The organism is Marinomonas sp. TW1, assembly GCF_001625355.1.
Lineage (GTDB): Bacteria > Pseudomonadota > Gammaproteobacteria > Pseudomonadales > Marinomonadaceae > Marinomonas.
Map to the genome: position 1 here is coordinate 126,884 of NZ_JSEE01000005.1, position 24,827 is coordinate 151,710.

Consider the following 24,827-nt stretch of genomic DNA (forward strand, 5'->3'; position numbering starts at 1 on the left):
GCTAGAGTGAGACTTAATATGATCAAGATAATATTTTGTTTACGTCAACATGACTTAATGCAAGATGGTTAAATTCAGGAGGAAACAAGATGCCTTATACTCAGCAACACAAAGAGCAAACTCGCCAACGTATTTTGGTGGCGGCGGCAAAATTATTTTGTTCCAGAGGATTTGACCGCGTCACTTTGACGCAAATTATGTCGAAAGCCAATATGACCCACGGTGCTTTCTATGCGCACTTTTCAGGGAAAAGCAGCCTTTACGAAGCCGCCATGCAATTTGCTACCTCTCATGCTTTCTGGGCGCGAAACGACAAGCAAAGCGAAGACAAAGAAACCCACATCAAAGCTCTAGTGACTCGTTATTTGAACTGGAGTAAAAGCGACGAAGAACACCCATCACCATTAGAATTTTTAGTAACCGATGCAGCACACAAGGAAGAAAAGGTTCGTCAAGCTTATCAAGCCTGCTTCGATAGCTTGGTTGATCGCCTTGCCCTTATCTTACAAAAACATGCCTTGAAAAAAAGCAGTGGCCAAGAAGCAAAAGCCTTAGCCGAAGAAACCGTGGTGTCACTCGTCGGCACCGTGGCTATCGCACGTTCCTTTGCGCAACCACTGCAAAACGATTTTTTAAAACGTGCAAAAGTCCGTATCGTCTCTCGGCTCAATAGCGGATTAAAAAGCACCGCCTAGCGACAGAACAGAGCATTTTATAGCATGGTATTTCAACACACCAAGGCAGAAAAGCGCTGATGAAGCGTTTCTTCTAGCGTATCTTGCAACGCCTGAACCGCTGCATTTTTCGTCCCCTCCGTTTCTAACATCAATAGTTGCAGAAAGGGAAGAGTAGGTAAGTATTCACTTTCAATAATAGATAGACTCTTGGGCATGCCAGCAATCGTTCTAACGGTAATCCCTAATCCCGCCTCAACCGCAGACCATGCTCCCGATAGGCTATGGCTAGTCAAAGCAATACGCCAGCCCAAAGCCTGCTGATCCAATGCTTGCAAAGCCTGCTCTCGCATTAAGCAGGGTCGTTCGAATAACACCAAGGGCAGAGGCTTATCTAATGTAATGGCATAGTCTTTTGGGCCAATCCATTGCATTGGAAAGGTTCCTAATACGGACGCACTCTGGGGTGGATCTAGCGCCCAGACAAGAGCCAAGTCTAGACTGCCTGCTGCAATACCTTCTTGTAGTTTCGCATTGCGCATGACTTTAACTTCAATCTCTACATCAGGAAAAGCGCGGCTAAAACGCGCAAGGGTTTCTGTGAGTACTTGCTCGCCGAAGTCTTCTTGTAAACCGAGGCGCACTCGACCATTAATTTGGCCTTGTTTGAGCAATAAAAAAGCATCGTCATTCACCGCTAACAATTGCTTAGCCGGTTTCATTAAACGTTGGCCCGCCGATGTCAGCTTTACATTCCGTCCATCACGATGAACTAATGGCTGACCGATTTGCTCTTCGAGTTTTTTTAAATGGGCACTGACTGCGGAAGTAGATCGACTCAAATGTTCCGCCGCTTTTGCAAAGCTACCCAGTTCAATGCCCATCACAAATGAACGCAAGGCTTCTAAATCTAATGTGGGTTTACGCATACAATTTTCAATCCCTATTTTCAGGACTATTAATATCAAATGTTTTGATATTCAGAATAGTATAGAGAGTTTAGTCTTGTTTCGTTCACTCAACAAGACTGATTTTAGGAGTATCGCATGTCCTCTCAAACACCTTTCAATCATGAGCCAGAAGCACAGGAAACATCTAACCAAGGTATGCTGCATTTTGGCCATATTGCACCTGAGTTTGCCAAACTAACGGACCAAGTATTATTTGACCAAGTCTGGCAACGTACGAAGCAATTAAGCGCACGGGAACGTAGCCTCATCACCATTGCCAGTTTAATCACACAAGCTCGTCCAGAGCCGTTGTTATTTCATTTAAAAAAAGCGAACGATAATAAGGTAAGTCATGAAGAATTAGCTGAAGTGATAACGCATCTGGCGTTTTACGCAGGTTGGCCTTCTGCAGCCGCGGCAAGCACCCAGCTACAAACCTTGATCACTGAAGATAATTAGGAGCTTTATATGCCATTCATCGAGCTATTTGTTCCCGAGCACAAATCAAAAACAGAACTTAAATGCATTTCCGACATTTTACATGATCAGTTAGTTACGCATTTTGATGTACCAGAAGAAGACAGATTTCATGTTTTCCATCCTATCGCATCAGAACGACGGTTTTTCGACTTGCACTATGGTGTATCAACAGGGCAGCGTTCCAAAGATTGGATACTCATTAAAATACTCGCGGGCAAACCTCGTCAGCCCGAAGCAAAACAGGCACTTTATCAAGCATTAGCTAAGAGCTTCAAAGCACAACTAGGTTTAGCCACAACCGACCTAATGGTTGTCATACATTTTAACCACATCAGTGATTGGTCGTTTAGCGAAGGACAAAGCGCTGTATTACCAAAAGAGGTATTACTATGATTATCATGCAGTACCAATTCGCCCTGCCAGCTCAATTTGATATGAATATAATACGCCAACGCATAGAGCAAAACGGCCATAAGCTAAATGGTTTTCCTGATTTAGGCTTCAAGGCATTCATGTTTCAAGAACAAGATAGTCCTGATATTTATCAACTAGAAAACAACTACGCACCTTTCTACTTTTGGAACAGTAGCGACGGTATGAAAGAGTTTTTAGCGTCTGATGGATACCACAACTTAGAGCAAGCTTTCGGACGGCCTGAAGTTTGTAGTTATTTACCCTTTATTCATAAACAATATACAAATGTAAGTGACAGTCGATATGTCTTGGCTAGCAAAGAAAATGTTTCACGTGACACAAATATTCGAACGTTATTAACACAGCAACAAGCGCTAGCTGATAATTTTAACCATTCTGAGGTAACGGCTTACATTGTCGCGCTCGATACGAAAATGTGGAATTTACATACTTGGTTGTTTTTCCGTTCGACTATTGATCGGCAAGAGCTTACTCGACTTGATGCAAACAGAGGTGCGGAGCTAAACACTTTTCAAGTGGGTTATGTGGCTAAATAAAATTTTTAGCAAGAAGAATCACAACACTAAGGTAAAGATTAACCTTAGTGTTGTGACTTGTACCAATTTATTACGCTTGGAGCAAGCTCTGGGCCAGACACAAAAAAATGCCCATTGAGTAGGGTTTCACGTTGATTATAACGGAAAGGTTTGCCGGTTGGTGTTACCAACATGCCGCCAGCCGCTTCAATGATCGCTTGTTGTGCTGCCGTGTCCCATTCACTGGTGGGGCCACGACGTAGGTGTAAATCGGCAATTCCTTCTGCAATGCGACACCCCTTAATTGAACTGCCTTTAGGCAACTCTCTGACTTGCTCATAATTGGCTTTTAGCGTGTTTTTTAAATCAATAGGCAGGGCAGGGCCATGACTGCGACTGGTCATGACAATAATAGGTTCTCTTGGCTCTCTAACATTAATAGATTCATATGACGCTTCACGATCTACGTCGTCATGCCATTTAATCGCACCAACCGGCAAGTCTCGCCAAGCTTCAGTAACACCAAAATAGCCTTCTGATGTGGTTGGCAAATAGACCATTCCAACAATGGGTTTGCCATCTTGCACTAATGCAATGTTAATGCTGAATTCACCATTCCGTTTAATGAATTCTTTGGTGCCATCTAAAGGATCAACGATCCAAAGGCATGGCCATTGAACGCGCTCTTCAAATTTAACCGTCCCTTCCTCAGACAATATTGGTATGTCAGGTGTAAGTACTTGCAAACCCGCAATAATCACACGGTGAGCTGCCAAGTCAGCCGCTGTCACAGGGCTATCATCAGACTTCTGTTGAATACCCAAATCGGCACGTTGATAAATTTCCATGATCGCTGTGGCTGCATCGTGTATTATTTTTTGTAGCGCTTGAAAAACGGGGTGTTGATTAACGTCCTGCATAACAGCCTCAATATGACAACAATATAGGTCAATGTATTCCTTATGAGTAAAACAGAAAAACAGTCAGAACTACAAGCTGTTCGTTTAGATAAGTGGCTTTGGGCGGCACGATTCTTCAAAACTCGCTCGCTCAGTAAAGACGCCATTGACGGAGGTAAGATTACCTATAACGGTAGTAAGGGCAAAGCCAGTCGTAATGTTGAAGTCGGCGCTTTGATCGGTATTCGAATTGGCTGGGATGAGAAGGTCGTAGAAATAAAAAGCATTAGTGGTCAGAGAAGAGGGGCGCCAGAAGCTAAGCTGCTTTATGAAGAAACGCCTGAGTCTATTGAAAAGCGAGAAAAAAGAGCATTGGAGCACAAGTCTTTTGGTGGTCGTATCATGGCAGATCATAAACCCAATAAGAAAGAGCGTCGTGACATCAAACAGTTAAAACAAGACATCTTTGGTGGCATGGATTAATGACATGCTCTAACCGATATTTATCCGCTTGTAATTATCATTAGACAATTTGGCTATTTCGACAATACAGCCCTGCGTTGCACTTTTCCCTGTGTTGCACTTTTCCCTGTGTTGCACTCTTAAAGATAAAGACTAAAGACGTACATAGCGACCGTCTTTGTTTTCTAGGCAAGCATTCAATTCTAACTCCATGAGTGCTTGCATTAACCCACTAGCATTGAGTTTGGTCGCGCGCGCCAGTTCATCAAAATCCATTGATCTTGCTTGATCATCGATACAGTTAATAATTTGTTTCGCATTCGATGAGAGTGATTCAGGAACCGGCTTAGCCGTGTGTTTTTTATCTTGCTCAAAGAGAACCGTCTGACGAGGATGAGCATCCGATGATGAAGGGTGTGGCTTATCTGCTGCTATGGTCTTGTTCATTGGCAGACAGTCATCAGGACATTCATCCAGAATGTCCTGAACATTACGGACCAAGGTCGCACCTTGACGAAGAAGCTGATGACAACCCGCTGCGTTAGCATCATGAATCCGACCAGGTAAAGCAAACACTTCACGATTTTGTTGTAGTGCATAACTGGCACTGATCAGTGAACCACTTTTGAGAGACGCTTCAGCCACCAGAACGCCCATGCTCAAACCGCTTATAATGCGATTTCTAGGAGGAAATAAACTGGGTTTGGGTGTCGTGGTTAGTGGGTATTCACTTATAAGCAAGCCACCTTGATCTAATAGTTGTTCAAACACTGGGGTATTCTTTTGCGGGTATAAATGTTTGAGCCCTGTCCCCATCACGGCAATACTAGGGGTCTGCTTAGAGGCTAATGCGCCTTGATGCGCTGCGGTATCAATCCCCATTGCTCCGCCACTGACAATGGCAATGCCTAAGGCTGACAATTCATAAGCCAGATGATACGCCATATCTCGCCCATAGCTTGAACAGCGTCTGGCACCGACAATACCAAACTTTGGAAACGTTAACGCCGTTAAATTTCCCTTTGCATATAATAAAGTGGGCGCAACACTGATTTGTTTTAATGCCTCAGGGTAAGCTGAGTGCGTTGGTAAAATAAGGTGATGGTCCTCTTGCTCCAACCAAGCTAGAGCATCTTGGCGTTTCTTTTCTTGTGCATCATTCAATCGTCCAGTGGTTAAATACGCCATCGCTTCACGTGCGGTGACATCTGGCCACTTTAAAGACCTCAAAACATCATAAGATAATACCGAATCTATGTGACTTTCTGACATACGACGCATTGTAAGCGGATCATCTAATGCTAAGGAATGAGGAGAATCAGAGACTGTCGAATTCTCTAAATGCATTAAATAGGTAAATAGTCGAGATAGACGAGCCGGACCAATACCGGATAAAAAGCTCAAGCAAAGCCAATCTTCTTGACGTAATAGGGAAGAGGTAGACATTTTTTTGGCATCCTTGCAGAACGAGTATTCGCCATTGGCATCCTGCCAAGTAGCATTTTGGTGATTCAATATCGTTAAAATAGAACACAACTATCAGACCCATTGAATCATATTGGGTAAAAAACCGCCATGAGAAGACTGCCCAATCCCGCCACATGCGTTACAATACACTTATTAACCTATGCAGAGCCTGGAGACTAAACCTATCATTTTTTGTTCTCCCTTGCCTGCCAACTTATTTAAAAGAGATTATTGGAATACAACATGGCGGTTTTACCTGTACTTGAATACCCAGACCCACGCTTACGCAAAGTAGCGGAACCTGTCAGCGATTTTACGGACGAATTGCAGTCTAAAATCGATGACATGTTAGACACTATGTATGATGAAAATGGCGTTGGTTTAGCGGCGACTCAAGTGGACTATCATTATCGAGTGGTTGTCATGGATCACTCTGAAGAACGCAATCAACCCATCATTTTTATCAATCCTGAATTTGATGTTTTGGATGATGAACCTAATGAATTTCAAGAAGGTTGCTTATCCGTTCCAGGGTTTTATGAACACCTGTATCGTGCCGCAAGAGTCAAAGTAAAAGCCCTAGATCGACACGGCAAACCATTTGAGATGGATGTTGATGAATTGATGGCGGTGTGTGTACAACATGAAATTGATCACCTAGATGGCAAGCTGTTTGTTGATTACTTATCGCCTCTTAAACGTAACCGCATTAAGAGCAAACTCGAGAAAGCGCACAAACTGGCTCAGAAAAACGCTCAATAACAAAGCACCCTGTTGTCCAGTTGTTATCCGACAATAGGAGAAACAGAAAAACATTTGAACTTCGTGAGCACTTATCTCACGGTAACTCGTTATCAAAATCAGGCTTCTAGCCTGATTTTTTCGTTAAGGAATCCACATGACTTCTTCACCACTTCGTGTTGTTTTTGCTGGAACACCCGATTTTGCAGCGGCCAGCTTACACGCTCTGATTGCGCATAAAGACCAGAACCAATATGAGTTGGTGGGTGTTTACACCCAACCAGATCGCCCAGCAGGTCGAGGGCAGAAACTGGTACAAAGCCCAGTGAAGCAATTGGCGGTTCAGCATGACATTCCGGTTTACCAGCCAATAAATTTCAAACAAGAAGACGATAAGAAGCAGTTGGCAGAGCTGAATGCCGATATCATGATTGTGGCTGCGTATGGCATCATTTTGCCAAAGGACATTCTAGAGACACCGAAAATGGGTTGTATCAATGTACACGCCTCCTTACTGCCTCGCTGGCGTGGTGCGGCTCCGATCCATCGCGCTATTATCGCAGGGGATGAGCAAACAGGAATCACCATTATGCAAATGGACGTTGGCCTCGATACGGGCGACATGTTGTTAAAAGCACAATGTGACATTGGCGCGACGGAAACCTATGCTTCACTCCACGATAGATTAGCTACTTTAGGTGGAACGGCATTGATTGACGCCTTAGAAAAACTGAAAGCGTCTGAGATAACACCTGAACCACAAGACGAAGCCAACACCTGTTATGCGGCGAAACTCACCAAGCAAGAAGGCAACCTTGACTGGTCTCATACCTCCGCGTTGCTTGAGCGTCAGGTAAGAGCATTATCTCCTTGGCCTGCTGCCTATACGTTTAGCCAAGTGGGTAGCATGAAAATTCATGCAGCAAGTGCCTCAGATGCGTCGTCCGCCTCAGAGCTTGCTGCCGGAACCATCCTTAAAAGTGATAAGAACGGTGTCCTTGTTGCGACCGGTGAAGGGGCATTGCTGATTACTGAATTGCAATTTGCTGGTGGTAAACGCATGAAGGTACAAGACGCTCTAAACGGCAAACACAAAACCGCATTAGAAGTTGGTAAGCAATTCAGCACCATTGAACAGGCAGTACAATCATGAGCCACATAGAACAAGCCGCGACACAAACGCCACGTCAAGTCGCCATACAAGTGCTAACCAATGTCTTGCTTCAACAGGGCTCCCTAAGCACACAGCTAAACCGATTACAGGGGCAGCTGGCCACGGACCAACAAGCGTTACTAAAAGAGTTTTGCTTTGGTGTTTGCCGCCAATACCCAAAACTTAACAGTGTGGCTCTGAGTTTGTTAACACACCCTTTTGAAGAGAAGGATACAGATCTGTATGCGATTCTCCTTTTGGGTCTATATCAATTGTCCTACATGAAAACGCCAGATCACGCCGCGGTAAATGAATCTGTTGAGGCCTGTCGAGAACTGAACAAGGACTGGGCAACGAAACTGATGAATGCGGTGTTGCGTCGTTACCAACGAGAAGAGCTTGAGATTATCGATAATCTTATGCAGATGCCATCAGTTGAATTCAACCATCCAAAATGGTTGGTTAAACGCTATAAAAAACATTGGTCAAACGATTTCCAGCAAATAATCGATGCCAGCAATGCTCATCCACCAATGTGTATTCGAGTTAACTTGGATAGAGTTTCACGTGAAACATACCAATCAACATTAAATGAATTGGGCATAGAAACAACACTTGGTCGTTTATCAAATGCTTCGCTGTACCTATCTAAAGCCATGTCAGTCAATCAATTACCAGGCTTCGAAGATGGCCTCTGCAGCGTACAAGATGAAGCCGCGCAACTGGCTGGTGAGATTTTAAATCCAACCCTAAATGAACGCTTACTCGACGCTTGCGCTGCTCCAGGTGGTAAAACAGGCCACTTACTAGAATGCATGAGTCACTCGCAGATTAAAGATCAGAAGGGCGACCAAAGTGAAACTCAAACGAGCAGCCAACGCTTACCGTCCTTGACCGCCATTGAGTTAGAAGCTTGGCGTCTTGAAAAAATTGAATCCAATCTAGAGCGCCTTGGATATTGCGCCGAGTTACTGTGTGCAGATGCATCAGAAGTCGAAGAGTGGTGGGACAAACAAACCTACGACAAAATCCTTCTCGATGTGCCGTGTTCGGCCACAGGGGTTATTCGTCGCAATCCTGACATTAAACTCAATCGTAAACCGGCGGACATTGAAGAGCTGACCCACATACAGAAAAACATTCTTAACTCAGTGTGGGCGACACTAAAACCAAATGGTCATTTGCTCTACGCAACGTGCTCTTTAATGCCCGAAGAAAATGAACAACAGATAGCGACTTTTTTGTCAGAACACACCGATGCTAAGGAAGTGCCTTTAAATCATTTGAATGCAGACTTAGATTCAAATTGGGGACTCGATGTGAGCCATGGGAAACAATTATTTCCCACTCTAAATGGAAATGATGGTTTCTATTATTGCTTACTCCAGAAGTCTGCTTAGCCGTGTAGTTAGCATTAGAAGACCTCTTATTCTCTTTTCATGGATGCTGTGTTTCATGTGAAACACAGTTAGGAGTTTTTTTAAACTCATGGAAACAGATTTAAATCACCATAAAGAAGATAAAAATAACCTCACCGTATTGAAGATAATTGATCTGTAAAAATAATTATCAGTATTTTGGTAGATCAAGTTAAATAATCTCGCTTATGTAGGTAGACTTTACCCATAAGGCTATTAAGGTTGTCATACTCTCCATATAAAGAAAGAAGATGGATCGCACACCGATAGTCTACCGGCTAAAACTTTCAGACAAGTTCGAGTCAACATTCTAAAACTGAATTGAATAAGAAACAGTAGGGCAATCGATGAGCTCTGCTAAGGCGAAGTATGAAAATCATCATTATTGGAGCCGGTCAGGTTGGCGCGACTCTGGCTGAAAATCTAGCAAGCGAAGATAACGACATTACGGTCATTGACACCGATTTAAATCGCCTTAGAGAACTGCAAGACAGACTCGACATACAAACAGTAGAAGGCAGTGGTTCGCATCCTGACGTTCTTAATCAAGCTGGCTGTAACGATGCCGACATGCTCATCGCGGTGAGTAACCAAGATGAAACTAATATGGTGGCCTGTCAGGTTGCTCATACCTTGTTTAAAACACCGACTAAAATTGGTCGCGTACGTTCCAGCGCTTATTCAAACTACCCAACGTTATTCAGCGATCAAGCCTTACCAATGGACGTGCGCATCAGTCCCGAAAAAGAAGTGACTAAGCATTTGAGTCGTTTGATTCGCTACCCAGGTGCATTGCAGGTTATGGAGTTTGCTGAGGGTAAGGTACAACTCGTGGTGGTCAAAGCCGAAAAGGGCGGTCCGTTAATAGATCAACCTATCAGTTTCTTAAAAGAACACATGCCTTCTATCCAGACACGTATCGCAGCCATCTATCGTGACGGTAAATCCATTTCACCTGATGGCAACACTCACATTCGCGCTAACGACGAAGTTTTCTTTCTGACAGCACAACGAGATGTACTGGATGTAATGAGCGAGTTGCGCCCATTGGACACACCTTATCGTCGCATTATTATTGCCGGTGGCGGTAACATAGGTGAACGTTTGGCGCAGAGTCTGGAGAAAGAGTATCGCGTCAAAATTATCGAACGCGATGTAGAACGTTGTCGCTACCTTTCTGAAACTCTCGATAACACGATAGTGCTTAATGGCGATGCTTCTAAACAAGAACTCTTATTAGAAGAAAACATCGAATCTACTGACGTATTCTGCGCACTCACTAATAACGATGAAGCCAACATCATGTCTTCTATGTTAGCCAAAGTGTTGGGCGTTCGTACTGTCATGACCATCATTAATAACCCAGCCTACGTAGACATAGTACAAGAAGGCATGATCGACATTGCCATCTCGCCGCAACACACCACCATCAGCTCTTTGTTAAGTTATATTCGTCGTGGTGATGTGGTGAACGTTCACTCTATGCGTAAAGGCGCAGCAGAAGCTCTGGAAGCCGTAGCTCATGGTGATCATCGCTCATCAAAAGTAGTCGGGCGCAGTATCGCCAATATCAATCTTCCTGAAGGGGCAACCATAGGGGCGATCGTACGAGGTGATGATGTCATGGTCGCAACCAGTGAGTTAGTGGTTCAAGCAGAAGACCACATCATTATTTTCGTGACAAACAAAAAACAAATTCCAGCAGTAGAGCAACTCTTTCAAGTAGGATTGACCTTCTTCTAAAAGAGCACTGTCTCTTACATAAGAGTTAAGGGACATAAGCTATTGAGATTAACATCAGATTACAGCCATTGTTCGGCACTACCGTCTCAGCCAGTAGCCGAATGTTAGGACATAGATATGCATTTTAAGGTCATCTTACGGGTCATCGGATTATTGGTCATGGTCTTCAGTGTGTCGCTGATACCTCCCATTATTGTGTCTCTCATTTACGACGACGGTGTTTTATCTGCCTTTTTGTATGCATTGGGGATCAACCTAATGGGCGGCTTTATTCTCTGGTTCCCGGTACGCAAAGAAAGAGGGGAATTGAAGATTCGCGATGGCTTCTTAGTGACCGTTTTATTCTGGTCTGTATTGGGGCTATTCGGATCTGTGCCTTTCTTTCTTGCTGAGACACCAGACCTCACCTTTACCGATGCCTTGTTTGAATCCATATCTGGTTTAACCACAACCGGTGCCACCATTCTGACGGGCATCGATGTGTTACCCAAATCCATTCTGTTTTATCGTCAGTTACTTACTTGGTTAGGCGGCATGGGTATCATCGTTCTCGCGGTCGCCATTATGCCAATGCTCGGCATTGGTGGTATGCAGTTATATCGAGCGGAAACCCCAGGGCCTGTCAAAGACACTAAGCTCACGCCGCGAATCGCAGAGACAGCAAAAGCCTTATGGTATATCTACGCGACGTTAACGTCCGTTTGTGCTTTGGGTTATTGGATTGCAGGCATGAGTTTGTTCGATGCCATTTGTCATAGTTTTTCCACCGTGGCAATCGGCGGTTTCTCAACCCATGATGCCAGTATCGGTTACTTCAACAGTGTCGCAATCGAGCTGATTTGTACCTTCTTTATGATCGTATCAGCCTTTAACTTTGCGTTGCACTTTTATGCTTGGCGACACAAAAGCGTATGGCATTACTTCAAAGACCCTGAGGCACGCTTCTTCCTACTCATCCTATGCAGTACTGTGATCCTGTCCACTTTAGTGCTGGCCATGACTGCCACCTTTGATTGGACCACTTCATTACGTTATGCCTTGTTCGAAAGTGTGTCCATTGCGACCACCTCAGGTTTTGGTACCTCAGACTTTTCCACTTGGCCGCATTTTTTGCCTTTCTTGCTTATCGTAACCTCGTTTGTTGGTGGCTGTGCCAGCTCAACGGGTGGCGGTATGAAGGTAATTCGTATTCTATTAATCCTCAAACAAGGCATACGTGAAATCCAACGCTTAATCCACCCTAACGCAGTGATTCCGGTTAAGGTGGGCGGTAAAGCCGTACAAGAGCGTGTGGTATCTGCAGTATGGGGCTTCTTCTCGGCTTACTTATTGGTTTACGTCATTTTGATGATAGGTCTAATGGCAACCGGCTTGGACCAAGTAACCGCTTGGTCGGCCGTGGCTGCCACCTTAAATAACCTAGGTCCCGGACTGGGTGAAGTGGCCAGTAGCTTTACCAGCATTGGCGACCCAGCTAAATGGATGTTGTGTTTTGCAATGCTGCTTGGCCGCTTGGAAGTCTTTACCTTACTGGTATTGTTCACGCCTATGTTCTGGCAGAAATAGTGATTTGATGAATTCAATTAGGATGACTCAGACATGACACCCGCAATTGATCAGCTTAAAAAACACAAATTTTCTTTTACATTGCATGAATACGAACATGATACACATTGCCAAAATTTTGGCGAAGAAGCCGCGAGCAAACTTAACTTAGCGCCAGCGACCGTGTTCAAAACGTTATTGGTTACCGATGAAAAGCAATTTTTTGTCGCCATTGTTCCCGTGACAGGGCAACTCAATTTAAAGCGTACCGCCAGTGTCTTTGGCGTTAAGAAACTGCGTATGGCTGACGCCAAAGAGGCGGAACGCATCACAGGCTACTTAGTGGGTGGTATCAGCCCAATAGGACAGAAGAAAGCACTGATTACCTGTGTCGATGAATCCGCTCAAGCTTACCCTAAGGTGTATGTGAGTGGCGGACAAAGAGGTCTAGACATTGGTCTTGCGCCACAAGACCTGAGTCACTTATGCCGTCAAGCTCGCTTTGCCAATATCGCTCAGCCCAAATAAAACATCAGCAAGAGAAGACTCATGCCACACATCAAACCCATCATCCTGTTGGACAGAGACGGCGTCATCAATCAAGACTCCGATGCCTATGTAAAATCCGTTGCCGAATGGCAGCCTATCCCAGGCAGCATCAAATCCATCGCGGCATTATCAAAAGCGGGATTTCAAATCTTCGTTGTAACCAATCAGTCAGGCATCGCTCGAGGCTACTATGACGAAGCCACTCTGCAAGCCATGCACGATAAAATGACCAGCTTAGTTGCCGCAGAAGGCGGCACGATTCAAGGCATTGAGTATTGTCCCCATGGGCCAGACGACAACTGCTTGTGCCGTAAACCGAAAAGCGGCATGATCGAAAAGATAGAAGCTCAGTTAGGTGTTAGCTTCAACAGCACGCCAGCTGTCATGGTAGGGGACTCATTACGAGATTTACAGGCGGGACATGCCAGAGGTTGTCAGTCAGTATTAGTGCTAACCGGAAAAGGTCGTCAAACTCAGTACAAGGACATTCCTTTTGCGTTTGAAGTTTACACAGACTTAGCCGCCTTTAGCATTGCACTACTGCATAAATACAACTAATCAATATAACAATAAACCCAGTATGTAAGCACTTACATACTGGGTGTCATATAAATTATTTTGTCATGCTGGATAAACGATACCAACTCACAGCAATCATACTGATCAAACACGCCAGTAAATAGGGAAAAGCGTCAACACTAAACAGCTCAATGATTGGGCCCGTTAACGTTGGCGCGACTAAGGCACCTAAACCACAACACACAAACACAAAGGCCGTGCGTTTACCATTTAAGGCCATGATGCTATTGGCATATGAAAACACCATGGGGAAGAAGGCGGAGCAGCCAAGGCCTAACCATAACGCCACCAGCACAAACGACGCGTCTGAAAAGATCATCGCCAACACACCCGAAGCCGCGATACACAAATGCAAATTCACCCCTTGCTGAGGGGTAATAAAACGCAGTAACGGTACAGAGACCAAACGGCCAATGGAAATACTGACAAAGAACCAGGTGACCAGAATGGCCGCCGCATTTTGTTCTACGCCAGATAACACCGCATAGGTACTTATCCAGCCAGCAATGGTAATTTCAAAACCAACATAGAGGAAAATCACCGTCACAAACGCTAAAAAAGTGGCTTTTTGCTTCGTCTCTGGCACCACTTCTTGCGCTCTGGCTTCAAACGTTGGACTGGGCTGTCGCCATAACAACAAGGGTAAGAAGACAGCATAGAGAGCAACTAACCAATAACCCGCACCGTAATCTTGTCCTAACCATCCAGAAAACACCAAAATCAATGGCGCTAACATAGAGCCGGCACTATGGCACAAATGCAATACGGTGACATAGGAGCCCACTTTCTCCTTATGCAACCAAATCATCATCATATTGCCACCAGCGTTCGCTGACACTTCCGTCGCTCCCAGCAAAAAGAACAACACCATTAACATGCTTAGACTGGTTGAGAAGGGCACCAAGACCAAGGCGACAATCATAATGCCCAACATAAGCATGATGTAATGATGGCCTTGCCAGCGCTCGTACATTCGTCCGGCCAACAATGCGCCGAGAATATTGCCGATAGCACGTGCTGTAAACACAACGGAAATCTCAGCAACCGAGGCGTCAATCAGATCGGATAAATAAATTAAGCTCGGGCCCAACAAACCGGCAACCGCACCAATCGCTATGAACATAGCGCAATATAAGCTTGTACGGGAAAGTTCTTTCATCGCTGCTCATCCAAAAGTATTCATCTGCTCGTCTTTCAATGACTCACATGAGGTTATTATTGTTCACAATCTGCAGAATTTAATCATGCAAGCTGATTAAATCCTAGGGCTTTTCAAAACTCTTTAAACAACTGAGGATAGATCATTGGCAGCACCACTTAATTAGATGATAATAGTTATTATTTGATGTTGCGCTAGATACTCCTATGACAAACCAAGACAAGTTGAATCGCATTGAAAAGGTGCTCGACTATATCCATGACCATTTAGATGAAACCATCCATGTGGCCGAATTAGCTGAGAAAAGCTGTTGGTCACGCTGGCAGTTTCAACGCGTCTTTGGTGAAGCCACAGGACTAACGGTGGCACAATACACTCGAGAACTCAGACTCAGTCATGCTGCAGAGCTGCTTCTTTCCAGTCAGCAACGACATTTGGACATTGCGATGCAATGTGGATTTGATTCGGAAATCAGCTTTTCCCGAGCTTTTAAGCAAATGTTCCATACCACACCAAGAGACTATCGTCAGCGCGGTATACGCCAAGGTTTGCGCACTCCATTACAGTACCGACAGGCCAATCACAGAGTCGAAGCGCCGAAGGCCTTTACTCAGATTCGCATCGAAAACCGCGGTTCATTTCAACTTAAAGCTCAATGCGATTGGATCTATGGACCTTTTTCAAACCAACCAGACTTTCAACATAAAGTCAGGGAATTATGGCGCAAAGTGGACAGTGAAGTCGCTGAAGGTAATCCAAAAGGACAGCCAATTGGCGTCATTAATACCCAATTTTGTGCCAAACACCCTGAACAAATGCACTATTGGGCCAGCTATGCAGAACAAACCATGCTGCCTGACAACTACCCAACACTGACCGTGCCCGCTCAGGAATACGCCGTTATTCCCGTTCACGGTAAGGTTCAAGCCATTGAAGAAGCGGTTCGTTGGTTTCTGTTTTATTGGCTACCAGATTCTGACTACAACGGCGTGTCTGGTTTTGAACTGGAAATGTATCAATCCCACTATGATCCTGCCGATCCAAGCAGTTATATGGAATATTGGTTACCGATTACACCGAGAAAGTAAGGTAAGAGTCATAACTTGCACCAAATCGTTAAGTTTTCCAAAGGTGATATCAATAGAATGAGAGTCATTCTCATGACTAACATTATTCTCGGAGCAACAATGAAATCGACTCAGTCATTTCGACCTACTTTGATCGCCTTAGCAATCGCCGTTGCGACAGGTCAAGCCATCGCGGAAGATACCATCGATACGAATGACCTAAGCACCCTTGAAGTAAAAGGCCAAACCTATCGTAACACGGCCACCAAAACCCAATTGGATGCAGAAGAAACACCACAAGCCATCAGTATAATAGATGGTGAGGTACTCGAAGAACGGGGCGTAGAAAGTTTAGCAGAAGCCGTGCGATACAGCTCTGGAATCAATACTGAACTGCGCGGCGGTTCTGTAACACGCCTAGATTTGTTTAACATTCGAGGTTTTGATAACGATACTGTCTTATTAGACGGTTTACCGCTGCTATACAATGAATGGAACTTACAACCGCAAATTGATACAGCTGTGGTTGATCAAATTGAAATATTCAAAGGACCAACTTCAACCTTATACGGTGAAATGCCACCAGGCGGTATGGTCAACATCATCAGTAAATCCCCTCAAGAGGACGCTGCCAACAGTGTGGAAATCACTTTTGGCAGCGATAATAAACAACAGATACAGTTTGATTCTACAGGTGCAATTAGTGACAGTGTAAACTATCGCGTCATTGGTTTGGCTCGTCAAAAGGACGGTCAATCCACAACAGCGGAAGAAGAACGTATTCTTATCGCACCATCCTTGGATATTCAACTTAGCGATTCAACCTTCTTGAATCTGAATATGTATTATCAAAATGACCCTGAGATGGGGGTATATTCGTCTCTTCCAGGACAAGGTACCGTCAATAAAAATAATGGTAGTCGACTGTCTTCAAACGCTTATTTAGGCGACGAAAACTGGGAGACCTACGAACGTGAAGTCTTATTGTTTGGTTATAAATTAGAACATGAGATTAATGATACTTGGAGCTTTCTTCAAAATGTTCGCTTTACTCAAGCTAAAGCCAAACAAAGAAATACTTATGGACTTGGCTTAGAAAGTGAAATCGCCGCCTATTTGGATTCTGAGTATGGCAACACTTATGGATTTGACATTAATGACAGCAGTACTTACTACCGAAATGTCTACTCAACAGATGAATCATCAAAAGGCATCAATATTGATAACCAACTTGCAGCCATAATTGATATTGATAACGTAGAGCATAACCTTCTGTTTGGTGTTGATTACTTAAAACTTGAGTCTGACGTTGTATATAAAGACTCTGGACTTAATGTCAACTACTTAGACCCAACGTATGCAACCAATAATAGCGTTCCAAATTTAACCAAGGCATATTTCACGCCTCTCAGCATTGATATTTTCAACCCAGATAACAACAGTCTTTCATCAACTCTGACCACATATACTTTTAGAGATGGTACATTAGAGAAAGAACAACTTGGTTTTTATGCACAAGATCAAATGCGTTTTGATCAACTCGTTGTCATTGCTGGTGGACGATATGATTACTTTGAAGGAAAAGATTTAGCTGGAACAGAAATCGATCAATCACAATTCAGTGGTCGAGTAGGTGCGTTATACGAGTTAAACAATGGTTTCTCACCTTTTATTAACTTCGCGCAAAGTTTCGAGCCTGTTTCTGGTTCTGATAGATTTGGTAACACCTTTAAAACCTCCACTGCAAATCAGGTTGAAGCTGGCATAAAATTCCAAAATGCAGACACACTCGCTTCGGTGACCGCTTTCAGTATTGTCAAAAGCAATGTACTGACTAGAGACCCAAATGGTGGTACCTACGACAAAGTCCAAGTCGGTGAAGTTACCTCGAATGGCCTAGAAGTTGAACTTACAAAAGCGCTTACCGAAGAACTGAATGCGACCCTTGCCTATACTTATCAAGATGTTGAAGTGACTAAGAGTAATGATGGTATTCAGGGAAACACACCTATCTGGACACCAGAGCAACAAGTTAGCGCTTGGTTAGGTTATCAACCTAAACAAGGTTCATTACTCGGTGCTTCTTTCGGTGCAGGCTTAAGATATGTGGGCCAAATGCAAATGGATGCAGCTAACTCGGATACCGTGCCTTCTTACACGCTGGTTGACCTGTCTATTGGTTACGATTTGGCACAATTATCAGCGGATTGGCAAGGCGCCAGCGTGCAATTTAGCGTATCGAATGCTTTTGATGAAACCTATTACACCTGTTATGACACCAGTAACTGCTGGTTCGGAGCAGACCGTTCTTTTGAACTAACAGGACGTTATGAATTTTAATGAGGATAAAAACTAGATGACGCGTTATCTGGATGAGTTGTTCCATACTGCTCGACATTTGATTCCCGTATTGGATGGTCAACGACCCAGCCAAACGCATCATCTAGAAGCGGCCAAGACACGAACGGATTCCCTCGAGTCTTGGCCTGACGCTACAAAACTCATTAATTCTCTTCATGAAACAATTCATCAGGCGCATCCGGAAACGGGTGCGCCTTATTGGCGTATTCGCAGCTGGGGATTACTTTGCTGGCAACCCATTTATTTGGCCCTAATCTGCGTTTATCACTTACGCGCCGTGCCAAGTAACATCGCCACTATCAAACAAAAACAAGTGGGGGAGATGGTTTGCGGTTATCAACTGACAGACGATCAATGGCTCGACCAAAGCTCACATAAGGCATTGATTACACATCTAGGCGAGGGCTTACATTCGTTATTCCAATCCTATCAGTCAGAGCTGATTGCCCAGCAGGGTGGTCGTCCAATCCTTTATCAAGCCTTATTGGCTGATCAACTGATTGAAACCATGCTGTATCTGCAGAGTTATGTGCAGCAACAAGATCAACAGAGTCATAATCACTTCGATTTAACAGCAGAATTTCTTCTCTGGGCAGACGTTTTAGCCTTACCCACGAAAGCCATACAGAGATTACAAATCGATCAAACAAGCCAAGGACCCCAATTTGTGCGGCAAACCTGTTGTTTACATTTCCGCAGAGAAGAGGGTAACTTCTGTGCTTCTTGTCCTAAAACCAATAAGCCAAAGAAAAATAAGGTTTTATAATCTCTAAAAATAATAAGTGAGTACTCACTTATTGGTATAAAAATATCCTATCTAAATCATTTTATTAAAAATTTATAATAAATCTAATACTTACCTTTTTGTATGTACTTACTAAAAGTTTGTTAGTGATGTATTCTGCTGTTCATCCAGTTTAAACAACTACTCAATAGGAGATACATTATGATTTTAGTCACAGGCGCAACAGGTCAACTCGGTAACCTTATTGTTAACAATCTGATCAAACGTGGCACACCTGCCAACCAAATCGTGGTAGCTGTTCGCTCTCCAGAAAAAGCACAAACTCTTGCTGAGCAAGGTGTGGTCGTTCGTAAGGCGGATTATTCAGATCCAGCGTCATTAAACGCGGCGTTCGAAGGCGTTAAACGCTTGGTACTAGTGTCTTCAAGTGAAATAGGCCAGCGCTTTCCTCAACATAAAAATGTGATTGACGCGGCAAAGCAAGCTCACGTTGAACTATTGGCTTACACCAGCATAATTCGCGCCCAAGAATCACCATTGGCCTTAGCCGAAGAACATGTACAAACGGAACAAGCTTTGGTGGCATCCGGTGTCCCATTCGTTATGCTTCGTAATGGCTGGTACTCAGAAAACTATACGGCTTCCGTGGCGATGGCGCTAGAACATGGTGTCGTACTCGGCAGTGCCGGACAAGGTAAATACTCAACAGCCGCACGCCAAGATTATGCTGAAGCCGCTGCAATCGTCATCACCTCAGACAATCAAGCTGGCAAAACTTACGAATTAGCAGGTGATGAGGCCTTTACACTAGCAGAGTACGCTGCCGCAATTAGTGAAGTAACAGGTAAAAGCGTGGTGTATCAAGATTTGCCGGTTGAAGAATACACTAAGGTTCTGATTGGCGTAGGCTTGCCTGAGGCTTTTGCTGGCTTATTGGCACATTCCGATGTGGGTGCATCAAAGGGCGGGCTGTTCAGTGATAGCAAAGACCTAAGTACTTTGATTGGCCGTCCAACCACGTCAATCAAAGACAGCATCAAAGCCGCTCTTTAATAAATCCAGCCTATCTATACGGGTGGGCTTTTTTTAGGCATAAAAAAAGGCTAGACAGTGTGTCTAGCCTTTATTGTTTTATCACTATAAAGACAGCTTACACGTCTAGGTTAGCCACGGTAAGCGCATTGTCTTGAATGAAGTTACGACGTGGTTCCACTTCGTCACCCATCAAGGTCGTGAACATTTGATCCGCAGCCACAGCATCGTCGATGGTCACGCGCAACATACGGCGAGCATCAGGATCCATGGTGGTTTCCCATAGCTGATCTGGGTTCATCTCGCCCAAACCTTTATAACGTTGAATGGTCATGCCACGGGAGGCTTCTTTCATCAACCAAGCTTTCATTTCTTCAATTTGAGTGACTGGCTGACGACGCTCACCACGCTGGATGTAAGACTCTTCACCAAACAACTCGGCAATGGTTTCTGACATGGCCACAATACGTTTGTATTCAGGCGAATTAAAGAAAGCCGCTTCGAAACGGTAACGATTCGATACACCGTGCGACATGATGTCGACAACAGGTAAGTAAAGGCTGCGTTCTTCATCTTTTTCGACAGCAAAGTCAAAACGGAAGCCAGTACGCGCATCTTGTGGCATTTGCAGGCGAATTTCTTCCACCCAAGCAGACACCGCCGCTTCGTCTTTCAGATGCTCTTGAGTCAATTCTTTACAGTACAGAAGTTTACCCATGACATCTTTAGGATACACACGAGCCAAACGATCAACGTCTTCTTCAATATGGATGTAGTCACGCACCAGCTTCGCCAAAGGCTCACCTTGAATGCCCGGAGCGTCTGCATTAACGTGCATATGAGCACCGTCCAACGCCACTTCAATCAAATGCTGATCAAGCGCGGCTTCATCTTTGATGTACTGCTCTTGCTTACCACGTTTAATCTTAAACAGAGGTGGTTGGGCAATGAAGATATGACCACGCTCGATGATTTCAGGCATTTGACGGAAGAAGAAAGTCAGCAACAAGGTACGAATGTGCGAACCATCCACGTCCGCATCCGTCATGATGACGATGCTGTGATAACGTAATTTATCGGCGTTAAACTCGTCACGACCAATACCACAACCCAGAGCGGTGATTAAGGTGCCTACTTCAGCCGAAGACAACATCTTATCAAAACGGGCTTTTTCCACGTTCAAGATCTTACCTTTGAGCGGCAAAATGGCTTGGGTACGACGATCACGACCTTGCTTAGCAGAACCACCCGCAGAGTCACCCTCCACTAGGTAGATTTCAGACAGAGCCGGGTCTTTCTCTTGGCAATCTGCCAATTTACCTGGCAAACCAGCAATGTCCAATGCACCTTTACGGCGAGTCATATCACGAGCACGACGCGCCGCTTCACGAGCGCGCGCCGCATCAATCATCTTGTTAACAATGATTTTGGCTTCCGTTGGTTTTTCCAGCAGGTATTCAGCGAAACGTTTTGCCATTTCTTGCTCAACCGCGGTTTTTACCTCAGAAGACACCAATTTATCTTTGGTTTGCGAAGAGAACTTAGGATCCGGCACTTTCACCGACACGATGGCGGTCAAACCTTCACGGGAGTCATCACCCGTTGTCGCCACTTTTTGTTTCTTCGCTAAGCCTTCTGACTCAATGAAGTTGTTCAAAGTACGCGTCAAAGCGCCACGGAAACCAGCAAGGTGAGTACCACCGTCGCGTTGTGGAATGTTATTGGTGTAACAGTAGATGTTTTCCTGGAAACCTTCGTTCCACTGTAACGCCACTTCCACTGCGATACCGTCTTCTAGGTCATCACGTTGACAAATAAAGTGGAAAATGTCGTTTATCGGTGTTTTGTTGGTGTTCAAATGCTCAACGAAAGAACGTAAGCCACCTTCATAATTAAAGAATTCTTCTTTACCACTGCGTTCATCTTTTAAGTGAATCGCCACACCAGAGTTCAAGAAAGACAATTCTCGTAAACGCTTCGCTAGAATATCGTAGACAAATAAAATGTTGCTAAAGGTGTCTGCAGAAGGTTTAAAGTGAACCGTTGTACCGGCACCATCCGTGTCGCCAATGATGGCTAATGGCGCTTGAGGTACACCATGAACATAGTTCTGTTCATAGATTTTGCCATTTTTGCGAATGGTCAATGTCAGACTTTCCGATAGGGCGTTTACTACCGAAACACCCACGCCATGCAGACCACCCGAAACCTTGTAAGAGTTATCGTCAAACTTACCGCCAGCGTGCAGTACTGTCATGATAACTTCGGCTGCCGATACACCTTCTTCTTCGTGCATGTCGACAGGAATACCACGACCGTTATCCGAGACAGAGATAGATTCGTCTGGATGGATCAACACCGTAATGGTGTCACAGTGACCCGCTAAGGCTTCATCGATGGAATTATCGACCACTTCAAAGACCATGTGGTGTAAGCCCGTGCCATCGTCCGTATCACCAATATACATTCCGGGACGTTTACGAACGGCATCAAGCCCTTTGAGCACCTTGATACTGGACGAATCATAATTATTTTCACTCATTTAACTCTCCTGCAAACCTTTGCTCAATAATGACAACTCGCCTTGCTGCATAACAAACTGACGAACGTCTGTGCTGTCGGCCCAAGTAAAATCCGTTGTGTCAGGCTCAACACTGGTAATAAAAATTTGACTGTTCAAAGACTCCAACAACTGACACAGTTTTTGTCTGTGTTGGCTATCCAGTTCAGCCGGTAAATCGTCCACTAAAAACACAAGGGGACGACCCATATCAATTAACAACTGCCCTTGGGCAATTTTCAACGCCGAGACCACCAGCTTTTGTTGACCACGAGAAAGCGTATCCAATGCATCTCCCGTCGCGGTTTTCACCCGTAAGTCCGCTCGTTGCGGGCCGGTATGGGTGTAACCCAGCTCAATGTCTCGATCACGTCCGGCTTCAACCGCCATTTGTAATGTTTTTTGCGCATCCCAACCTTGGAAAAAATTCAGATCCACCTTAAGTTCATCCGTAAGCAGGGATAATACTCGGTGAAAATGTGGCGTCAGCTTCTCAACGTACTTTTTTCTCGACAGATTGACTTGCTCTCCCAGTCGGATCAATTCTTGATCGAAAGCGGATAACAAACTAGCCGATATTTTACCACGTCTGAGCAAGGTATTCCGCTGTTTTAATGCTTTTTGCCAGCCTCGCCAAGCAGAAATAAACTCGTGATCAAAATGAAACGCACCCCAGTCGATAAATTGTCGCCTTATACTGGGAGAACCCTCTAATAATCGAAACGCATCTGGGTTAATTAATTGCACTGGCAGGCGCTCAGCCAACTCAATAACTGACTGTGCTCTTTGCCCTTGAATCCGTACATCAATTTGACCATCACGATGCCGTTGCAGTCCCACACGCGTATTTCGGCCATCCGCTTGCGCAAGCTGAGCGAAGATCAAGCAGGCTTCATTTTCATGTTGTATGTAGGTTTTGTGTTTGTGGCTGCGAAAAGAGCGGCCAAAAGATAATAAATAGATGGCTTCTAAAACTGAAGTTTTACCACTGCCATTTTTTCCAACAATGAGATTCACTTGTGGCGAAGGTTCAAAACGCACACTAGAAAGGTTGCGAACATGAGAAATGTCCAAACGCACCAGCGGCATAATCGTTAAACCTTGATCAGGAGAGGGACGACCCGCTTACTGACGCAAGCGGGCGCGAACATTTAGATGGTCAATACGCCATTACAAACGCATTGGCATCACAACATATTGTGCAGCATGACTTTGTGCTTCTTCAATCAAGGCACTGGAATTAGAGTCGTTCAGTGACAAGCGTACTTCTTGAGAGTCCACTACGCCCAGTACGTCCAACAAGTAACCTACGTTGAAACCTACTTCCATGTTGTCGCCTTGGTATTGAACCAACACCGACTCTTCCGCTTCTTCTTGTTCCGGGTTGTTAGCAAACACTTGCAACATACCATTGGACAGAATCAAACGGACACCACGGTATTTTTCATTGGAAAGGATAGAAGCTCGTAAGAACACCTGACGCAATTCCAAACGGTCAGCAATGACGATTTTTTCATTATTACGTGGAATAACGCGATGATAGTCGGGGAATTTTCCGTCCACGAGTTTTGAAGTGAATACGTAATCTGCCACTTTGGCACGAATGTGGTTCGAACCTATGGTCAACTCTACGCTTTCATCTGTGTCACTCAACAAACGATTGAGTTCCAATACGCCTTTACGCGGTACGATTACTTGCGTCAAATCACCACTGACTTGAGCGTCTTCCACGGCGGTTGCCAAACGGTGACCGTCTGTTGCCACCACGCGTAATTGCCCATCCGCCACTTCTAACAACATGCCGTTCAGGTAGTAACGAACATCTTGGTTTGCCATAGCAAACCCGGTGCGATCAATCAAACGACGAACACTGTTTTGCGCAATGGCAACGGTCAGATCACCCTGCATATCTTGAATATTCGGAAATTCATCTGCAGGCAAAGTCGACAAACTAAAGCGTGAACGTCCAGAACGGATCACCGCTTTTTGCTCATCTAACGTAAATTCAATCACAGCGCTGTCTGGCAGACTTTTACATATGTCCATCAATTTACGAGCAGGCACCGTAATACGACCTTCTTCGCATTCATCGAGTGGCACATGACCAACCAATTCGACTTCCAAATCGGAGCCCGTTAACGTCAATATTTGGTCTTTAACTTCCACCAAAACATTGGCTAATACCGGCATGGTTTGTTTGCGTTCTACAACGCCAGCCACTAGTTGAAGTGGTTTGAGAAGTGTCTCGCGGACGACTGAAAATTTCATTATTTTCCTCGTAAACTCAAAGTCT

General features: G+C 44.6%; 23 protein-coding genes. 16 read left to right on the top strand and 7 right to left on the bottom strand.

The window, feature by feature from the left end; translation table 11 throughout:
* The first annotated feature begins 89 nt into the window (after nt 1-89).
* Complete coding sequence (locus tag OA79_RS05960; RefSeq protein ID WP_063332308.1) at nt 90-695, top strand: TetR/AcrR family transcriptional regulator; 606 nt, start codon at nt 90-92, stop codon at nt 693-695.
* Between the two features lie 32 nt (nt 696-727).
* On the opposite strand, the gene OA79_RS05965 is transcribed toward OA79_RS05960, so the two are convergent.
* Nucleotides 728-1,603 (bottom strand): LysR substrate-binding domain-containing protein, encoded by an 876-nt coding sequence (locus tag OA79_RS05965; protein ID WP_063332309.1) that lies wholly within the window; start codon nt 1,601-1,603, stop codon nt 728-730.
* A gap of 117 nt (nt 1,604-1,720) precedes the next feature.
* Between OA79_RS05965 and OA79_RS05970 the strand changes: the two genes are divergently transcribed.
* Genes OA79_RS05970 through OA79_RS05980 form a run of 3 tightly spaced genes read left to right on the top strand, consistent with a single transcriptional unit; the run spans nt 1,721 to nt 3,075 of the window.
* A complete protein-coding gene (locus tag OA79_RS05970) occupies nt 1,721-2,083 on the top strand; it encodes a carboxymuconolactone decarboxylase family protein (RefSeq protein ID WP_231908816.1) in 363 nt (120 codons plus the stop codon).
* A gap of 9 nt (nt 2,084-2,092) precedes the next feature.
* The gene (locus OA79_RS05975; protein WP_063332310.1) at nt 2,093-2,497 is read left to right on the top strand and encodes a tautomerase family protein; all 405 of its coding nucleotides are present in this window, start codon (nt 2,093-2,095) and stop codon (nt 2,495-2,497) included.
* Nucleotides 2,494-3,075 carry a DUF4865 family protein gene (locus OA79_RS05980; RefSeq protein ID WP_063332311.1) on the top strand — a complete coding sequence of 194 codons (582 nt, stop codon included), beginning with the start codon at nt 2,494-2,496 and terminating at the stop codon, nt 3,073-3,075. Before OA79_RS05975 ends, OA79_RS05980 begins: the two co-directional genes overlap by 4 nt.
* 44 nt (nt 3,076-3,119) lie before the next feature.
* On the opposite strand, the gene cysQ is transcribed toward OA79_RS05980, so the two are convergent.
* A complete protein-coding gene (gene cysQ, locus OA79_RS05985; protein WP_063332312.1) occupies nt 3,120-3,974 on the bottom strand; it encodes a 3'(2'),5'-bisphosphate nucleotidase CysQ in 855 nt (284 codons plus the stop codon).
* 42 nt (nt 3,975-4,016) lie between these two features.
* Between cysQ and OA79_RS05990 the strand changes: the two genes are divergently transcribed.
* Entirely contained in the window at nt 4,017-4,436 is a 420-nt protein-coding gene (locus OA79_RS05990) for an RNA-binding S4 domain-containing protein (protein WP_063332313.1), read from the top strand.
* A gap of 132 nt (nt 4,437-4,568) precedes the next feature.
* Here OA79_RS05990 and dprA read toward each other — a convergent pair whose 3' ends face one another.
* Entirely contained in the window at nt 4,569-5,861 is a 1,293-nt protein-coding gene (gene dprA / locus OA79_RS05995) for a DNA-processing protein DprA (RefSeq protein ID WP_063332314.1), read from the bottom strand.
* 264 nt (nt 5,862-6,125) lie between these two features.
* On the opposite strand from dprA, the gene def reads away from it, so the two are divergent.
* The 7 genes from def (at nt 6,126) to gmhB (ending at nt 13,589) form a co-directional block, all read left to right on the top strand.
* Complete coding sequence (def, locus tag OA79_RS06000; protein ID WP_063332315.1) at nt 6,126-6,644, top strand: peptide deformylase; 519 nt, start codon at nt 6,126-6,128, stop codon at nt 6,642-6,644.
* 136 nt (nt 6,645-6,780) lie between these two features.
* On the top strand, nt 6,781-7,776 hold the full coding sequence (gene fmt / locus OA79_RS06005; RefSeq protein ID WP_063332316.1) for a methionyl-tRNA formyltransferase: 996 nt from the start codon (nt 6,781-6,783) through the stop codon (nt 7,774-7,776).
* Entirely contained in the window at nt 7,773-9,176 is a 1,404-nt protein-coding gene (gene rsmB, locus OA79_RS06010; RefSeq protein WP_063332317.1) for a 16S rRNA (cytosine(967)-C(5))-methyltransferase RsmB, read from the top strand. Before fmt ends, rsmB begins: the two co-directional genes overlap by 4 nt.
* Before the next feature lie 387 nt (nt 9,177-9,563).
* Nucleotides 9,564-10,937 (top strand): Trk system potassium transporter TrkA, encoded by a 1,374-nt coding sequence (gene trkA, locus OA79_RS06015; protein WP_063332318.1) that lies wholly within the window; start codon nt 9,564-9,566, stop codon nt 10,935-10,937.
* Nucleotides 10,938-11,054: 117 nt separating this feature from the next.
* On the top strand, nt 11,055-12,503 hold the full coding sequence (locus OA79_RS06020) for a TrkH family potassium uptake protein (protein ID WP_063332319.1): 1,449 nt from the start codon (nt 11,055-11,057) through the stop codon (nt 12,501-12,503).
* Between the two features lie 33 nt (nt 12,504-12,536).
* Nucleotides 12,537-13,010, top strand: coding sequence for a Cys-tRNA(Pro) deacylase (gene ybaK / locus OA79_RS06025; protein ID WP_063332320.1), 474 nt, complete (start codon nt 12,537-12,539; stop codon nt 13,008-13,010).
* Between the two features lie 21 nt (nt 13,011-13,031).
* The gene (gmhB, locus tag OA79_RS06030; protein WP_063332321.1) at nt 13,032-13,589 is read left to right on the top strand and encodes a D-glycero-beta-D-manno-heptose 1,7-bisphosphate 7-phosphatase; all 558 of its coding nucleotides are present in this window, start codon (nt 13,032-13,034) and stop codon (nt 13,587-13,589) included.
* Between the two features lie 55 nt (nt 13,590-13,644).
* On the opposite strand, the gene OA79_RS06035 is transcribed toward gmhB, so the two are convergent.
* Nucleotides 13,645-14,769, bottom strand: coding sequence for an MFS transporter (locus OA79_RS06035; RefSeq protein WP_063332322.1), 1,125 nt, complete (start codon nt 14,767-14,769; stop codon nt 13,645-13,647).
* A gap of 206 nt (nt 14,770-14,975) precedes the next feature.
* On the opposite strand from OA79_RS06035, the gene OA79_RS06040 reads away from it, so the two are divergent.
* From OA79_RS06040 to OA79_RS06055, 4 genes are all read left to right on the top strand, one after another.
* On the top strand, nt 14,976-15,857 hold the full coding sequence (locus OA79_RS06040) for an AraC family transcriptional regulator (protein ID WP_063332323.1): 882 nt from the start codon (nt 14,976-14,978) through the stop codon (nt 15,855-15,857).
* Nucleotides 15,858-15,929: 72 nt separating this feature from the next.
* Entirely contained in the window at nt 15,930-18,176 is a 2,247-nt protein-coding gene (locus tag OA79_RS06045; protein WP_231908817.1) for a TonB-dependent siderophore receptor, read from the top strand.
* Between the two features lie 16 nt (nt 18,177-18,192).
* Nucleotides 18,193-18,963: a siderophore ferric iron reductase gene (locus OA79_RS06050; protein ID WP_063332325.1), complete on the top strand. Its 771-nt coding sequence runs from the start codon at nt 18,193-18,195 to the stop codon at nt 18,961-18,963.
* A gap of 180 nt (nt 18,964-19,143) precedes the next feature.
* The gene (locus OA79_RS06055) at nt 19,144-19,995 is read left to right on the top strand and encodes an SDR family oxidoreductase (protein ID WP_063332326.1); all 852 of its coding nucleotides are present in this window, start codon (nt 19,144-19,146) and stop codon (nt 19,993-19,995) included.
* Between the two features lie 97 nt (nt 19,996-20,092).
* Here the strand turns inward: OA79_RS06055 and gyrB are convergent, their stop codons facing one another.
* The 3 genes from gyrB to dnaN all read right to left on the bottom strand — a co-directional run bounded on the left by gyrB (nt 20,093) and on the right by dnaN (nt 24,802).
* Nucleotides 20,093-22,516 carry a DNA topoisomerase (ATP-hydrolyzing) subunit B gene (gene gyrB / locus OA79_RS06060; protein WP_063332327.1) on the bottom strand — a complete coding sequence of 808 codons (2,424 nt, stop codon included), beginning with the start codon at nt 22,514-22,516 and terminating at the stop codon, nt 20,093-20,095.
* The gene (recF, locus tag OA79_RS06065; protein ID WP_063332328.1) at nt 22,517-23,623 is read right to left on the bottom strand and encodes a DNA replication/repair protein RecF; all 1,107 of its coding nucleotides are present in this window, start codon (nt 23,621-23,623) and stop codon (nt 22,517-22,519) included.
* Nucleotides 23,624-23,704: 81 nt separating this feature from the next.
* Nucleotides 23,705-24,802 (bottom strand): DNA polymerase III subunit beta, encoded by a 1,098-nt coding sequence (dnaN, locus tag OA79_RS06070; RefSeq protein WP_063332329.1) that lies wholly within the window; start codon nt 24,800-24,802, stop codon nt 23,705-23,707.
* Between the last annotated feature and the right edge of the window lie 25 nt (nt 24,803-24,827).

Bases quoted from the DNA above. Each gene is read 5' to 3' on its own strand.
- OA79_RS05960 (WP_063332308.1), top strand. From the start codon at position 90: ATGCCTTATACTCAGCAACACAAAGAGCAAACTCGCCAACGTATTTTG.
- OA79_RS05965 (WP_063332309.1), bottom strand. From the start codon at position 1,603: ATGCGTAAACCCACATTAGATTTAGAAGCCTTGCGTTCATTTGTGATG.
- OA79_RS05970 (WP_231908816.1), top strand. From the start codon at position 1,721: ATGTCCTCTCAAACACCTTTCAATCATGAGCCAGAAGCACAGGAAACA.
- OA79_RS05975 (WP_063332310.1), top strand. From the start codon at position 2,093: ATGCCATTCATCGAGCTATTTGTTCCCGAGCACAAATCAAAAACAGAA.
- OA79_RS05980 (WP_063332311.1), top strand. From the start codon at position 2,494: ATGATTATCATGCAGTACCAATTCGCCCTGCCAGCTCAATTTGATATG.
- cysQ (WP_063332312.1), bottom strand. From the start codon at position 3,974: ATGCAGGACGTTAATCAACACCCCGTTTTTCAAGCGCTACAAAAAATA.
- OA79_RS05990 (WP_063332313.1), top strand. From the start codon at position 4,017: ATGAGTAAAACAGAAAAACAGTCAGAACTACAAGCTGTTCGTTTAGAT.
- dprA (WP_063332314.1), bottom strand. From the start codon at position 5,861: ATGTCTACCTCTTCCCTATTACGTCAAGAAGATTGGCTTTGCTTGAGC.
- def (WP_063332315.1), top strand. From the start codon at position 6,126: ATGGCGGTTTTACCTGTACTTGAATACCCAGACCCACGCTTACGCAAA.
- fmt (WP_063332316.1), top strand. From the start codon at position 6,781: ATGACTTCTTCACCACTTCGTGTTGTTTTTGCTGGAACACCCGATTTT.
- rsmB (WP_063332317.1), top strand. From the start codon at position 7,773: ATGAGCCACATAGAACAAGCCGCGACACAAACGCCACGTCAAGTCGCC.
- trkA (WP_063332318.1), top strand. From the start codon at position 9,564: ATGAAAATCATCATTATTGGAGCCGGTCAGGTTGGCGCGACTCTGGCT.
- OA79_RS06020 (WP_063332319.1), top strand. From the start codon at position 11,055: ATGCATTTTAAGGTCATCTTACGGGTCATCGGATTATTGGTCATGGTC.
- ybaK (WP_063332320.1), top strand. From the start codon at position 12,537: ATGACACCCGCAATTGATCAGCTTAAAAAACACAAATTTTCTTTTACA.
- gmhB (WP_063332321.1), top strand. From the start codon at position 13,032: ATGCCACACATCAAACCCATCATCCTGTTGGACAGAGACGGCGTCATC.
- OA79_RS06035 (WP_063332322.1), bottom strand. From the start codon at position 14,769: ATGAAAGAACTTTCCCGTACAAGCTTATATTGCGCTATGTTCATAGCG.
- OA79_RS06040 (WP_063332323.1), top strand. From the start codon at position 14,976: ATGACAAACCAAGACAAGTTGAATCGCATTGAAAAGGTGCTCGACTAT.
- OA79_RS06045 (WP_231908817.1), top strand. From the start codon at position 15,930: ATGACTAACATTATTCTCGGAGCAACAATGAAATCGACTCAGTCATTT.
- OA79_RS06050 (WP_063332325.1), top strand. From the start codon at position 18,193: ATGACGCGTTATCTGGATGAGTTGTTCCATACTGCTCGACATTTGATT.
- OA79_RS06055 (WP_063332326.1), top strand. From the start codon at position 19,144: ATGATTTTAGTCACAGGCGCAACAGGTCAACTCGGTAACCTTATTGTT.
- gyrB (WP_063332327.1), bottom strand. From the start codon at position 22,516: ATGAGTGAAAATAATTATGATTCGTCCAGTATCAAGGTGCTCAAAGGG.
- recF (WP_063332328.1), bottom strand. From the start codon at position 23,623: ATGCCGCTGGTGCGTTTGGACATTTCTCATGTTCGCAACCTTTCTAGT.
- dnaN (WP_063332329.1), bottom strand. From the start codon at position 24,802: ATGAAATTTTCAGTCGTCCGCGAGACACTTCTCAAACCACTTCAACTA.